Below are 13,456 nucleotides of genomic sequence, written 5' to 3'. Positions count from 1 at the left end.
CCACTTCCCCTACTTGCTGGCAATCGACTGATTCGCCAGCGGGCAGCTCTGGGCGTTAAGAAAACGCGATGTTTTCAGCCAGTCCTGCTGCGGGTAATAGGCGAACACATAGCTACCGCGTTGCAGCGTCTCGATCAGCTTGCCGGCAATGGCCGGCCGAACAGCCGGGCACCCTTGGCTGCGCCCCAAACGACCGAGGCCGGGCACCACCTTGGGGTCGGCATACGCGGCGGCATGCATCACAATCGCCCGCGACATGCTGTTGTCATTGAACCCCGGCTCCAACCCCTGCAGGCGCAACGAGCGGCCGTGCTTGCCACTGTAGGTCTGGCCGGTCTCATACAGGCCGATAGACGACTGGTAGCTGTTCGGTGCGTTGGAAAACGCAGTCGGTACATCGGCGCCGCTGTTCTTGCCATGGGCGACCCATTCCTCGAACAACAGCTTCCTGGCACGCAGGTCGAACACCCACAAGCGTTTGTCACGCGAGGCCTTGGAGTAGTCGATCACCGTCAGCAACTTGTCCGCATCACTGTGACTGGCGCAGGCGTAGGCGGTGAGTGCTAGGGCCAGGGTCGACAGGCTGGCGCTCGGGGCCAACTGCTGCAGCTCGGCGGCACTCGGCAGCGGTTGCGCGTGGGCAGCTTGCCAGGCGCTGAGGAAAAACAGGCCAATACTGGCCAACGAGAGCCGCGCGGCTCCCCGCAGTGGTTTGAAGATCGACATGGATTACCCTGATGAAAACCTGGCCGTTGTTGCCTTGATTGCAGCCAAAAGCGGCTACTTTGCTTGATTCCTGCAGCATTGCCGATCACTTCTTGACCAATGGTTTAACTTCTTCACTGTCTTCGGTGCTGATTACCGTGAATTGTCCATCGCTGCGGGTATCCCGGGTGGATGCCCAGTCGGTGATCACCAGCATCGTGCCAACGTCCATCGCCGCCCGTACATGGCGGCGGAACTCCGGGTTGATGCTCAACTGGCCCAATTGTTCATAGGGCGTGTTCCCGTATTCCGGGTTGCTCAGGCCCACCACCGACCAATGCAAGGGTAGCGCGCCATCGAGTGCTGGGGCGGATGGCTTTTGCAGCAGGGAATACACCGCCATGCCACTGCGATGCCGGCTGCTTTCAAGCGAAAGTGCCGGTGCCGAGCCGACCAGCTGGCCACCGCGAAACACATAGGCCCGCAAGTCGGCGCGGCTGATCAGGATCGACAGCGGCCCTGCCGTCGGGTCGGGGTCGTTCCAGAACTGTTGATTGCTCAATACCAACGGGCCTTGGGCTTTGCCCTCGCTGACCGTGGGCGCCAGCACCCCGGGGTGGTAAACCTCCACCGGTGCACTGTGGGTGTCGGAAACGATGACCGTGGTCGAACTGAAACCGGTCACTTCGTACAGCTTTTTGGCAAAGTCCATGGGCAGCCGCACGCAACCATGCGAGGCGGGGTACCCCGGGAGGTGGCCAGCGTGCAGGGCAATGCCGTCCCAGGTCAGGCGCTCCATGTAGGGCATCGGTGCGCTGTTGTAGAGGCTGGATTTATGCTCGACCTTTTTCTGCAGAATGCTGAATACCCCGGTGGGGGTTTCCCGGCCTGGCTTGCCGCTGCTCACGGTGCTGACGCCGATGGCGATGCCGTTGCGGTACACATAGGCACGTTGCTCGGTGAGGCTGACCACGACAGTCACCGGCCCCACCGGCGAGAACTGCGGGTACCAGAGAAACTGCCCAGGCTTGAGGCTGTCGAGCTGGGTCCTGAGTTGGGCCGGTGTGGGGACCTGCAGGGGGGCCGCTTCAACCAAGGCGACGGCCATTAACAGACCCAGTCCGAGCGGTACATGCAACATCGAATAGCCCCCCTTTGGAACCCTGCCCCCAGCTTAGTCGGAACATTCCCCGCAAAGCCAGCCGTTCACAGCGTCAACCTGCGCCGGCGGTAACAACTGCACACAAGAATGTGCACGAACTTCCCACTTCAAGGCCCGATCCGTCGCGGCAAAAGGCAGAAAAACGGCGCGAAAACGGCAAAACCCAAGAAACCTGCGGGTTGGTACGAATCTTGTCTGTATACAAGTCAAACAATAAAAGTACACAACCATCATGGAGTTCCGATGGCGTCGATTTCACGTTCCGATGTTGGCCACCTTGACGCTGTACCCGTCGAAACGGCCGAGCCCGCTCAGCTGGCATTGAGCCCGCGCCTGTACAGCGCCGACCTCGCGCCAACCCGCGCGGCAAATCGCACCTGGGGGCGCTACAGCCTGTTTGCGCTGTGGACCAACGATGTGCACAACATCGCCAACTACTCCTTCGCCATCGGCCTGTTCGCCCTGGGCATGAGCGGCGCGCAAATCCTTGGCGCCTTCGCCCTCGGCGCGCTGGTAATTTATGGCCTGATGAACCTGTCCGGCTACATGGGCCAGAAAACCGGCCTGCCCTACCCCGTCCTGTGCCGGATCAGCTTCGGCATCCATGGTGCACAGATCCCGGCCCTGATCCGCGCGGTGATCGCCATTGCCTGGTTCGGCATCCAGACGTACCTCGCCTCGGTCGTGCTGCGCGTGCTACTCACCGCCATCGTGCCAGACCTCAAGGCCTACGATCAGAACGCAATCCTTGGCCTGTCGACACTGGGGTGGGTCACCTTCCTCGGCATCTGGTGCGTGCAGGTGGCGATCTTCGCCTACGGCATGGAGATGGTACGCCGCTTCGAGTCCATCACCGGGCCGATCATTCTGGTCGCATTCGCCTGCCTGGCGGGCTGGATGTACTGGCGCAGTGGCTTGTCGATTGCCTGGTCCAGCGGCAACGCACCGACCGGCTCGACAATGTGGCTGAAAGTGCTAGGCGCCGCCGCCCTGTGGGTCTCACTGTACGGCACCATGATCCTCAACTTCTGCGATTTCACCCGCAACTGCCCAGACCGGCGCACCATCAGCGTGGGCAACTTCTGGGGCCTGCCCGTGAACATGCTCGGCTTCGCGCTGATTGCCGTGGTACTCGCCGGTGCGCAGTTCAGCATCGACGGCAAGCTGGTGCAGGGCCCCACCGAAATCGTCGCCGCCATCCCCAGCACCGCCGGTTTGGTGCTGGCCTGCCTGGCCTTCCTGATCGTCACCGTGGCGGTGAACATCATGGCCAACTTCGTCGCCCCGGCCTACGTGCTCGCCAACCTGGCCCCGAACCTGCTGAACTTCCGCCGCGCGGGCCTGCTCAGCGCCGGCATCGCGGTGGTGATCCTGCCTTGGCACCTGTACAACAGCCCGTCCGTGATCGTGTATTTCCTCGGCGGCCTGGGCGCCCTGCTCGGCCCGCTGTACGGCATCATCGTCACCGACTACTACCTGGTGCGTCGCAGCCGGGTGAACCTGCCGCAGCTGTACAGCGAAAGCACCGAGGCCGCCTACCACTACAAGGGCGGGGTCAACCTGCGCGCCGTAGCGGCGTTCATCCCCGCTGCGCTGATCGCCATCGTGCTGGCGCTGGTGCCGGCGTTCGACACGCTGTCGCAGTTCTCGTGGTTCTTCGGCGCCGGTTTGGGCGGGTTGATTCATTACGCCATTGCCGATCGCAGTGCCAGGCATGCCGACGTTTCCGGTGAAAGCATCGCGGTGGATAGCGCGCAGCACTGAAAAGCGGCCACCAGGCCGCCCTGGCCAGTCGACGGATCGAGCCGGGGCAGTTACGCTGGCGCTTTCCACCTGCACGGAAGCGCCAGTGAAAGAGGCCTATCAAGGAAGCTGCCTGTGTGCAGCGGTCAGTTACCTGCTACTTACCCCACCCAAGGCAGTAAGCCATTGCCACTGCAGCCAGTGCCGCAAAAGCCACGGGGCCGCCTTCGCCTCCTACGGCAGCGTTCCACGCAGCAGGCTGCGAATACTGCGCGGCGCTGCCAGCCTCAAGGCCTTTGCCTCCTCACCCACCGTAGTGCGCGAGTTTTGCGCCGAGTGCGGTTCTAGCCTGTTCTGGTCACGTTCCCAGGGTGAGTTTGCCGATTGGGTTTCGATCGCGCTGGGCACGCTTGATACACCGTTTCTGCCCAAAAAGCAGAAACACCTTCATGTCGACTCTGCTGCCTCCTGGTACACACCCTGTAGCGCTGACGGCTGACTGACCGGCATTGCGGTTAATCCGCCACCCCACAAAGCCAGTATCATCCAACACGATGGTCAAGCCCCTCCCTGATTGAGCAATCACGGCTAGGCACTTCGATGCCTGAACAACGGATGCTAGCGCTCACCGCACCTTCCGGAGATTCCGTTCGTTGACTGACTCACAGCACAACCCTACCTACGCAAAACGGTTCGAAGCCGTGCTTGCCTATATCGACAGCCACCTTGAAGGCGACCTGTCGGTGAATGCCCTGAGCCGCATCGCCAACTTCTCGGCGTTTCACTTTCATCGGCAATTCACGGCATACATGGGCGTTCCGGTTACACGGTATGTGCAACTGATGAGGCTTCGACGTGCGGCGCATCAACTGGTCGCCTCGCCCACAACGCCCGTACTGGAAGCCGCATTCGGCGCCGGATTCGAAAGCCCCGAAGCCTTTTCCAGGGCGTTCAAGCGTGCCTTCGGCATGGCGCCGAGCGTTTTTGCCAAGGCCCCGAACTGGCAGGCCTGGAGTGCGGTGTTCGTTGTGCCTCACTTAACCAGGAGTATCACCATGCAGATCCGTATCGTGGATTTTGCCGAAACCCGCGTGGCCGCGCTTGAACACCGAGGGGCGCCAAGCCTGGTCGGCGAAAGCGTCGCGCGTTTTCGCCAATGGCGCATGCACAGCGGCCAGTCGCCCGTGGCGACCAGCCGCACCTTCGGCATCCCCTACGACAACCCCGACACCACCCCGGCCCATGCCTTTCGTTTTGCCGTGTGTGGCGAGATGGACGAGGCCGTAAAGCCCAATGATTTTGGCGTGCACGAACGGGTCATCCCGGCGGGGCGTTGTGCCGTGATCCGGCATACCGGCTCGCCTGACTACATTGGTGAGACCATTTATCCGTTTTATCGGGACTGGTTGCCGTCGAGTCATGAAGAACTGCGGGATCATCCGTTGTTCTTTCAGTACCTGAGTGTGTATCCGGAAACGCCGCTGGAGCAGTGGGAGACGGATGTGTATGTGCCGTTGAAGTAGCTGGGGGGTTGGTCGTGAGCACGGGTGTGCGGTGTTAACCAACGCTGCGTGCCCGCGTTATCATGGCCTGCCGCTTGATGCGATTTAGCGCAATGACAGCATCATTGTCAGCGGTGACAAATCGGGACAACGCACAAAACCGGCCTTGCTGGCATAGAAGTCTGCGAGTGTTTCGTTAAGCGGATGAACCAGAATCGCCGATGAAGCCACCACCTCTGTGGACGCCATGACCCGAAGTATCGCATCTTGCAACAGGCCTTCGGCAAATCCGTACCCTTGAGCCTCAAGGGTCACCCCCATCCGCCCCAGAATGGTAGCCGGGTGCGCGAACGGCGTATTGCGCTGTAGTTTTCTCGGCAACACCGACTGCCGCGCAATCGAACCGCTCGACAAGGTGTAGAACCCCGCAACTTGCTGGGTACCCTTGAAGCACGTCACATACACCACCGCCAGCTTTTCTTGCTGGGCCTTTCTTGCCCGCTTGTGAAGGTACTCGTTGATGGAGCGCTCGCCACAATCAAAACCCGCGAAATCATGGGCCTCACTGAGCTTTACCGGCTTGCTTAGCTCCACGGGGCGGGTTTGGACATGAGTTTTTGTAGGCACTTGTTATCCTTTAACGGGTTCTGCTCCAGCGCCTGCTCGAAACGATCAAAGGCTTCGTCGCTGAGCAGGAACAGCTGGCGGTCCATGATCACTTCTTCCGCTCGCCTACAGGCCGCATCGACGATGAAGCTGGTTCTGTCTGTTCCTAGCAGCTCGACAGCCGCGTCGATCAGACTGCGCTTTCTGGTATCGACTCGCATGTTGATCGGTACGGGCTTTTCACGCTCATTGATTTGAGCCGACATATTTCTTTCTCCACAGCTGCGGGGGCCATCCCCACACCGCAACGGTAGCACTACGTATAGCTAACGTCTACACACATGTATGAGATTGACTTACACATACGTATGACCGCAGAACGAACACGACCTGCTTCCTGACGGAAACCCAGCTGCCTTGGTAAACTAGCTGACAGCCCAGGCGAACGCAGATTCTGTTTTGTTGCCAGCTTTTGCTACGCCGCCTCTGCAGTTTGCTACCAGCCCCAAAAATCCAGCATTCGGTACCGAAAACGTTGAACGATAAGACCGCTAATCCAGGCTCTAACCCAGAAACCACGCGCCCTGAGCCGTCACGCCGCTTCAGCGTTGCACCGATGATGGACTGGACAGACCGCCACTGCCGCTTCTTCCTGCGCCTGCTCTCCAGCCAAACCCTGCTCTACACCGAGATGGTCACCACCGGTGCCCTCCTCCACAACGACGCCCACCGTTTCCTGCGCCACGACGTCTCCGAGCACCCGCTGGCCCTGCAACTGGGCGGTAGTGTGCCCGCCGACCTGGCTGCCGGCGCGCGCCTGGCCGAGGAAGCTGGCTACGACGAGGTCAACCTCAACGTCGGCTGCCCGAGCGACCGGGTGCAGAACAACATGATCGGCGCTTGCCTGATGGCGCACCCGGCGCTGGTGGCCGATTGCGTGAAGGCCATGCGTGATGCGGTGTCGACGCCGGTGACGGTCAAGCACCGCATTGGCATCAATGGCCGCGACAGCTACGCCGAACTGTGCGACTTCGTCGGCCAGGTGCGCGAGGCCGGCTGCCGGAGTTTTACCGTGCATGCGCGCATCGCGATTCTGGAGGGGCTGTCGCCGAAGGAGAACCGCGAAATCCCGCCGCTGCGCTATGACGTGGCGGCGCAGTTGAAGGCCGACTTCCCGGACCTGGAGATCGTGCTCAACGGCGGGATCAAGACTCTGGCCGAATGCCAGGCGCACCTTGAAACCTTCGACGGCGTGATGCTGGGGCGTGAGGCGTATCACAACCCTTACCTGCTGGCCGAGGTGGACCAGCAGCTGTTTGGCAGCGCGGCGCCGGTGGTCAGCCGTAGCGAGGCACTGGCACAGCTGCGGCCTTACATCGTGGCGCATATGGCAAGTGGTGGCGCGATGCATCACGTTACCCGGCACATTCTGGGGTTGGCCCAGGGGTTCAAGGGCGCACGGCGCTTCCGCCAGTTGCTGTCGGCGGATATTCACAAGGCCGCTGAGCCGTTGGCGGTGTTTGATCAGGCAGTGGAGTTGTTGCAGGGGCGGTGACAACGCGGGATTGGGAACCTCGGGCCGGCTTGCGACTCGAATCTTCACCTTTCGCACCGCCCTTCGCGGGCAAGCCTGCTGCCACCGCTTGCCTGCACGGTTTCGACGGCCCTTGAGCGGCCGTCGGGGCTCGGGTAATGTCGAGTCATTGCACAGGACAGAGCACGCCCATGACCTCCAAGCTGGAACAACTCAAGCAGTTCACCACCGTGGTCGCCGACACCGGGGACCTGGACGCCATCACCCGCCTGAAGCCAGTCGATGCCACCACCAACCCGTCGCTACTGCTCAAGGCCGCCGCCATCCCGGGCTACGCCGATCTGCTCACGCAGGTGAAGGCCGATGCCAAGGGCAATGTCGACCTGGCTTGCGACAAGTTCGCAGTGGCGGTGGGCTCGGGCATTCTCAAGGTCATCCCGGGGCGTATCTCCACTGAAGTGGATGCGCGCCTGTCGTTCGATGAGCCGGCCCTGCTGGCCAAGGCGCGCAAGCTGATCGAGCTGTACGAAGCGGCCGGCGTTGGCCGTGACCGTGTGCTGATCAAGCTGGCCTCCACCTGGGAAGGCATTCGCGCCGCCGAAAAGCTGGAGAAGGAAGGCATCCAGACCAACCTCACCCTGCTGTTCTCCTTCGCCCAGGCACAAGCCTGCGCCGATGCCGGGGTGTTTCTGATTTCGCCGTTCGTGGGCCGCATCTACGACTGGTACAAGAAGAGCACCGGCAAGGAATACGTCGGTGCCGAGGACCCGGGCGTGCAGTCGGTCACGCGGATCTTCAACTACTACAAGGCCAATGGCTACAACACCGTGGTCATGGGCGCCAGCTTCCGCAACATCGGCCAGATCGAACAGCTGGCTGGCTGCGACCGCCTGACCATCAGCCCAGAGCTGTTGCAGCAACTGAGTGATGACCAGGGCGAGCTGCCGCAGGTGCTGAAACCGGGCAATGCCGGTGAGGCGAAGCAGCAGTTGAATGAAAGCCAGTTCCGCTGGGCGATGAACGAAGATGCCATGGGCACCGAGAAGCTGGCCGAGGGTATCCGCCAGTTTGCGCGGGACCAGGAAAAGCTGGAGAAGTTGATGGCTGAAAAGGCCTGATACAGTTCGGGTTTGCCTGACGGGCGGGAAGTGTTCAGCATTTTCCGCCCGTTTTGTTTTGCCCCGTTTTAGTTGTGTACTGAATTCCAGGGCCTTTTCGCGGGTTTGCCCGCAAAGAGGCCCGCATAGCCATCCGAGCTGTCGATGACCCCCTCTACCCCGTTGCCCCTCGTGCTCGCCGGCCCGGTACTGCGCCGCCTGGAGCCCCAGCGCCTGGCCATCTGGCTGGTCGCCACCCAACCGCTGCAACCCGATTTCATCTGCCCCGCAGGCGAGGCCCAGGTCGATTGCCAGGTTATCCCGGTCGGCCAGCACGCCTTCATCCACCTACTGGACATCCACTTCAATCACCCTCTGCCCTGCAACCAGTTGCTCGACTACGACCTGCTCATCAACGACCAGGGTATCGCGGGCTGGGCACCACACCTGCTCTACCCCGGCACCCAGCGCCCAAGCCTGGTGCTGCGCGACCGCCTCGACCACTTGCTGCACGGCTCCTGCCGCAAGCCGCACCATCCCGCTGCCGATGGCCTGCTGTGCGCCGACCGCCTGCTGCAAACCTGCAAGCAACCTGAAGACCGCCCGGCCGTGCTGCTGATGACCGGCGACCAGGTGTACGCCGACGATGTCGCCGGCCCCATGCTGCGCGCCATCCATAGCCTGATCGCGCGCCTGGGCCTGTTCGACGAGCAACTGGAAGGTGCGGTGGTGCCTGACAGCCAGGCGCTGTACCAGCACCCGGCCAGTTACTACCACCGCGCCGACCTGCTGCCGGCGCAGGAGCACAACGACACCTTGCGCGAGCGCTTTTTCGGCGGCAAGCGCAAGCCGATTTTCTCGTCCAGCAACGCCGACAACCACTTGGTGACCTTCGCCGAGGTCATGGCCATGTACCTGCTGGTGTGGTCACCGGTGCCTTGGCAACTGGTGAACCTGGACATGCCCACCGGCCTTACCGACCAGCGCCAGGCCCGTTACCGGCAAGAGCTGCCATTGATCCAGGCGTTTGCCGACAACCTCGGCCAAGTGGCGCGGGTAATGGCCCACCTGCCCTGCCTGATGATTTTCGACGACCACGACATCACCGACGATTGGAACCTCTCGGCACAGTGGGAAGAAACCGCCTACGGCCATCCGTTCTCGCGGCGCATCATCGGCAACGCCCTGCTCGGCTACCTGCTGTGCCAGGCCTGGGGTAACAACCCGGACGGCTGCAAGCCACTGACCGAGCAATGCCAGGCGCTGACCGGCCAACACCAGGATGAGCTGATCGGCGAGCTGTTGCGCTTCCAGGGCTGGCAATTCAGCCTGCCCACAAACCCGCCCTTGCTGGTGCTGGACACCCGCACCCGGCGCTGGCGCAGTGAAAGCAGTTTGGCCAAGCCGTCCGGCTTGCTTGATTGGGAGGCACTGAGCGAGCTGCAGCAAGCACTGCTCGACCACCCGTCAGCGGTCATCGTGTCACCGGCGCCGATTTTTGGCGTGAAGCTGATCGAGACGGTGCAAAAGGTGTTCAGCTGGCTGGGCTATCCACTCTTGGTAGATGCCGAAAACTGGATGGCCCACCGGGGGGCGGCGCAGGTCATCCTCAACATCTTCCGCCACTCCCGTACACCAGGGCACTACGTGGTGCTGTCCGGGGATGTGCACTACTCGTTCGTCTATGAAGTGCTGATCCGCCACCGCCAGCGCAGCCCGCACTTGTGGCAGGTGACCAGCAGCGGGATCAAGAACGAGTTCCCCCGGCGCTTGCTGGATGTGCTCGACCGGCTCAACCGCTGGCTGTATTCGCCACGCTCGCCGCTGAACTGGTTCACCAGGCGCCGGGAGATGGAGGTGGTACCGCGCACGCCCAGCCACAGCAAGGCGGGAGAGCGGCTGTGGAATGGCGCGGGGTTGGGGCAGGTGTTCTTCGACGAACAGGGGCGGCCAGTGCGGGTATTTCAGCTGGATGCCGGCGGCGCTGAAGCAACCGAGTTTGTTGCCGGGCGCTAGCCTGGCAACAGGTCAGCTTCGCTCCAGCGCACTGACCAGGTCATGGAACGCTTCGCGGTTGGAGTCGTTCAGGCCCATGAGGATCTTGTGCGCCTCCAGTACCTTGGAGCGCACCACGTCTTCGTTCTGGTCCTGCGATGGCAGGTCGGTCAGGCATTCCGGGCACGGAATTGGGCGATCGACGATGTTGAACACCTGATCGAAGCCCATCGACTGCAGCAACCGGGAAATGTCCGGGTTGGTGGTAACCACGGTCGGCAGCAAGCCCACCTTCTGTCGCGACAGGATCGACAGCTTGGCCAGCAGGCCCAGGGTGGTGCTGTCGATGCTTTCGGTTTCAGTCAGGTCGATGACAATCGCCGAGAAGTTCAACGCCGTGAAAATTTTCTCGATCGTCGCATCCAGCGCCGAACACAGGGTCAGGCGCACTTCACCGACGAACTTCAGTACGAAGGTGCCACTCTGCTCGGCGAACTGGATTCTACCGGTACTCATTGAAGGTTCCTGCTCAACACCAATAGGGCGATATCATCCGGCATCTCCCCAAGCGTAGCCAATCCGAATCGTTGACGCAGCCCATCCAGGCTGCCACCTGCTGCCTTGACGATCTCCGGCAAGGCGGTTTCTTTATCTTTGAGCGTGTCACCCGGCAAAAGGTCCAGAATGCCATCGGACATCAGGCTGAGGCTGAACTGCGGTGGCAGCTCGACTACCAGGTCCTGGTAGGTGGCCTCCTCGAACAGCCCCACCGGCAGGCCACGGCCTTCCAGGTAGCGGGCGTGCTCGGGGGTGTACAGCACCGGCAGCGGCAGATGGCCGCCAACGGCGTAGGTCAGCAGACCCGACTCTTCGTCGATCACACCGCCGACCATGGTGACGTGCTTGCCCAGCTTGCTGTTGATCAGGCCGCGGTTGATATGGCTGAGCACTTCCGACGGCTTGAACTCGCGCATCTTGCTGCGCTTGAGCTCGAACATGAGCCGCGTGGTCATGAACTTCAACAGCACGGTGACAAAGGCCGACGACGCGCCATGCCCGGAAACATCGGCGAGGTAGAAGGCAATGCGCCGCTCGTCCACGCGGAAGTAATCGACAAAATCACCCGACAGGTACAGCGACGGGATGATCTGGTGCGCGAAAGCGAACTCGCCGGCTGCCCAGGGGCTTTCCGGCAGCATGTTCATCTGCACCTGGCGACCGGCGGTCTGGTCCTCCTGCAGCAGGTGCAGGCTGGCTTCCAGTTCGCGGTTGGCGGCTTCGAGCTTGTCGCGATAGCGCTGGTTTTCCAGCACCAGGCGCGAACGGTCGAGGGCCCGGCGCACCGAATGCTCGAGTACGGCCAGGTCTTCCAGCGGCTTGATCAGGTAGTCGGCGGCGCCCAGGCGCAACGCTTCCACCGCATCACTCATGACGCCGGCACCCGACACCACGATCACCGGCAACTGCGGCGCGCGCTCACTGACCTGGCGGATCAGTTCGAGGCCGCCCATCTGCGGCATGCGCAGATCGCAGATCACGAGGTCGGGCTGGTGTTCTTCGAAGACCTGAAGCCCCTGCTGGCCATTACCGGCCTGGAGGACGCTGAAGCCACTGTCTTCAAGATAGGCGGCGAGGCTCGCACGGACCACGTCGTCGTCATCGATGATCAGCAGCGTTGCACTGGTTTTCTGCATGTGGGCGAACGGCGCCGATTTAGGTTGGTGCAGCGGTGTCGGCAAGGCAGACGGCCAGCTACGGGAATTCTTTATGGTCACACTCTACTTGAGTTGTAGGACAAGAACACCTGCCCGGCAACTCTCCGGCAACTGTGAGAGCTACCTTGTAAGGCGCAGACGGTACTCCCATCCGGCAGGGGTTTCAAGCATGCAAGGGTCGACCTCGCCGCTCTTTACAGGGCAAATCACCGGGAGTTATAAGAAAGTCGACCAGCGCAACCCGATGGGAAGGATGCAGCATGCCCCACACGCCCTCCAGCCACAGCGAGAAACGCGACTTTATCCGTATGCGCATCGACACCGAGGTCAGCCTGTTGCATGAAGGCCAGGTGATTGCGGCGGTGTGCCTGGACCTGTCCAGCGGCGGCATGCAGGTGCAGGCACCGCAGCGCTTTCTGGTCGGGGATCATATCGAGGTGCGGATCGACTCGGACCACCCGGCGCTGAAAGGGCTGCATGCCAGCACCGAAGTGGTATGGATTGCCGATCAGCCGGGCGGGCAGCAGAAGTTCGGGCTGCGGATTCTGGCGATGCACTGAACCTGGGGCCGCGTTGCAGCCCCAGGCCCATGGATCAGAAGTCGTCTTCGACTTCGCCGTCCTTCACCTTGAACTCGCGGTTCTGCAGGTAGGCGTTGCGAATGAAGATGTACTTGTCACCCTGAATCAGCTTCTCGGCCGACAGCAGGTCGGCACGGGTGTCGATCACGTCCAGGGCGAAGATCGAGTTGCGCGTCGGCACATGGTCGATGTAGCGGTAGGGTTTGGTGTAGGTGTCCGGGTACTTGGCTACGCCGTCACGTACGGTGCTCGGCCCCAGCAGCGGGATGACCACGTACGGGCCGCTCGGCACGCCCCAATAACCCAAGGTCTGGCCAAAGTCCTCGTCATTACGTTGCAGGCCCATCCTGGTGCCCACATCGAAGAAGCCGCCCAGACCGAACGTGGTGTTGACGATCAGCCGCGCAGTGTCCACGCCCGCTGCATGAGGTTTGAGCTGCAGCAGGTCGTTGGCCAGGTTGGTCACGTCGCCCAGGTTGCGGAAGATGTTGTGGATGCCATCTTCAAGAAACTGCGGGGTGACCGCCTGGTAGCCCTTGGCCAATGGCTTCAGGGCATAGGTGTCGAGGGTATCGTTGAAACGGAAGATCGGGCGGTTGACCGCTTCCCAGGGATCTTCCTCGGTGGCGGCCTGGGTGGCTGCCACGGGCGCCAGCAGCAAGCTGGCGCAGACACAGGCCTGGGTGACTCGTTCGATCACACTGGCACCGATCCTACGCATAGATGTCTCTCCATCGAATTTCTCGGCCGCATGCGCAACGGGGCGCGCTGCTGGTAAGGCGGCAGTATAGAGGCTTGCGGCCTGATAAACAGCTT

At 61.8% G+C, this 13,456-nt stretch carries 14 protein-coding genes; 7 read left to right on the top strand and 7 right to left on the bottom strand.

Features of this window, described 5'->3' with window-relative positions; genetic code table 11:
- Nucleotides 1-9: 9 nt before the first annotated feature.
- The gene (locus QQ992_RS08810; protein WP_026020450.1) at nucleotides 10-726 is read right to left on the bottom strand and encodes a murein L,D-transpeptidase catalytic domain family protein; all 717 of its coding nucleotides are present in this window, start codon (nucleotides 724-726) and stop codon (nucleotides 10-12) included.
- An 85-nt stretch (nucleotides 727-811) separates the two neighbouring features.
- On the bottom strand, nucleotides 812-1,846 hold the full coding sequence (locus QQ992_RS08805) for a L,D-transpeptidase (protein ID WP_286113049.1): 1,035 nt from the start codon (nucleotides 1,844-1,846) through the stop codon (nucleotides 812-814).
- 264 nt (nucleotides 1,847-2,110) lie between these two features.
- Between QQ992_RS08805 and QQ992_RS08800 the strand changes: the two genes are divergently transcribed.
- The 3 genes from QQ992_RS08800 (at nucleotide 2,111) to QQ992_RS08790 (ending at nucleotide 5,133) form a co-directional block, all read left to right on the top strand.
- A complete protein-coding gene (locus QQ992_RS08800; protein ID WP_286113048.1) occupies nucleotides 2,111-3,631 on the top strand; it encodes an NCS1 family nucleobase:cation symporter-1 in 1,521 nt (506 codons plus the stop codon).
- Between the two features lie 85 nt (nucleotides 3,632-3,716).
- A complete protein-coding gene (locus QQ992_RS08795) occupies nucleotides 3,717-4,109 on the top strand; it encodes a GFA family protein (protein WP_286113047.1) in 393 nt (130 codons plus the stop codon).
- Between the two features lie 154 nt (nucleotides 4,110-4,263).
- Entirely contained in the window at nucleotides 4,264-5,133 is an 870-nt protein-coding gene (locus tag QQ992_RS08790; RefSeq protein ID WP_286113045.1) for an AraC family transcriptional regulator, read from the top strand.
- Nucleotides 5,134-5,217: 84 nt separating this feature from the next.
- On the opposite strand, the gene QQ992_RS08785 is transcribed toward QQ992_RS08790, so the two are convergent.
- Together QQ992_RS08785 and QQ992_RS08780 are read right to left on the bottom strand one after the other, a co-directional pair.
- Nucleotides 5,218-5,739, bottom strand: a complete 522-nt coding sequence (locus QQ992_RS08785; protein ID WP_286113043.1) for a hypothetical protein — start codon at nucleotides 5,737-5,739, stop codon at nucleotides 5,218-5,220.
- Nucleotides 5,697-5,984: a type II toxin-antitoxin system TacA family antitoxin gene (locus QQ992_RS08780; RefSeq protein WP_198750019.1), complete on the bottom strand. Its 288-nt coding sequence runs from the start codon at nucleotides 5,982-5,984 to the stop codon at nucleotides 5,697-5,699. Before QQ992_RS08780 ends, QQ992_RS08785 begins: the two co-directional genes overlap by 43 nt.
- A gap of 350 nt (nucleotides 5,985-6,334) precedes the next feature.
- Here QQ992_RS08780 and dusA point away from each other — a divergent pair, with 350 nt between their 5' ends.
- The 3 genes from dusA to QQ992_RS08765 all read left to right on the top strand — a co-directional run bounded on the left by dusA (nucleotide 6,335) and on the right by QQ992_RS08765 (nucleotide 10,365).
- On the top strand, nucleotides 6,335-7,273 hold the full coding sequence (dusA, locus tag QQ992_RS08775; RefSeq protein ID WP_433963107.1) for a tRNA dihydrouridine(20/20a) synthase DusA: 939 nt from the start codon (nucleotides 6,335-6,337) through the stop codon (nucleotides 7,271-7,273).
- Nucleotides 7,274-7,443: 170 nt separating this feature from the next.
- Complete coding sequence (gene tal / locus QQ992_RS08770; RefSeq protein WP_286113041.1) at nucleotides 7,444-8,370, top strand: transaldolase; 927 nt, start codon at nucleotides 7,444-7,446, stop codon at nucleotides 8,368-8,370.
- 144 nt (nucleotides 8,371-8,514) lie between these two features.
- The gene (locus QQ992_RS08765; protein WP_286113040.1) at nucleotides 8,515-10,365 is read left to right on the top strand and encodes an alkaline phosphatase D family protein; all 1,851 of its coding nucleotides are present in this window, start codon (nucleotides 8,515-8,517) and stop codon (nucleotides 10,363-10,365) included.
- Nucleotides 10,366-10,377: 12 nt separating this feature from the next.
- Here the strand turns inward: QQ992_RS08765 and rssC are convergent, their stop codons facing one another.
- Nucleotides 10,378-10,860, bottom strand: a complete 483-nt coding sequence (rssC, locus tag QQ992_RS08760) for an anti-sigma factor antagonist RssC (protein WP_019096598.1) — start codon at nucleotides 10,858-10,860, stop codon at nucleotides 10,378-10,380.
- The gene (gene rssB, locus QQ992_RS08755; RefSeq protein WP_198750091.1) at nucleotides 10,857-12,038 is read right to left on the bottom strand and encodes a two-component system response regulator RssB; all 1,182 of its coding nucleotides are present in this window, start codon (nucleotides 12,036-12,038) and stop codon (nucleotides 10,857-10,859) included. The genes rssC and rssB overlap by 4 nt, the downstream gene beginning before the upstream one ends.
- A 281-nt stretch (nucleotides 12,039-12,319) precedes the next feature.
- Between rssB and QQ992_RS08750 the strand changes: the two genes are divergently transcribed.
- The gene (locus tag QQ992_RS08750; protein WP_060500429.1) at nucleotides 12,320-12,619 is read left to right on the top strand and encodes a PilZ domain-containing protein; all 300 of its coding nucleotides are present in this window, start codon (nucleotides 12,320-12,322) and stop codon (nucleotides 12,617-12,619) included.
- 34 nt (nucleotides 12,620-12,653) lie between these two features.
- Here the strand turns inward: QQ992_RS08750 and QQ992_RS08745 are convergent, their stop codons facing one another.
- Complete coding sequence (locus tag QQ992_RS08745; protein ID WP_286113039.1) at nucleotides 12,654-13,361, bottom strand: MlaA family lipoprotein; 708 nt, start codon at nucleotides 13,359-13,361, stop codon at nucleotides 12,654-12,656.
- Nucleotides 13,362-13,456: the final 95 nt, after the last annotated feature.

This window comes from Pseudomonas kurunegalensis, from assembly GCF_030291635.1.
Lineage (GTDB): Bacteria > Pseudomonadota > Gammaproteobacteria > Pseudomonadales > Pseudomonadaceae > Aquipseudomonas > Aquipseudomonas monteilii.
The sequence above is the reverse complement of the archived record's forward strand: the minus strand, read 5'-3'. Positions and strand labels throughout refer to the sequence as shown.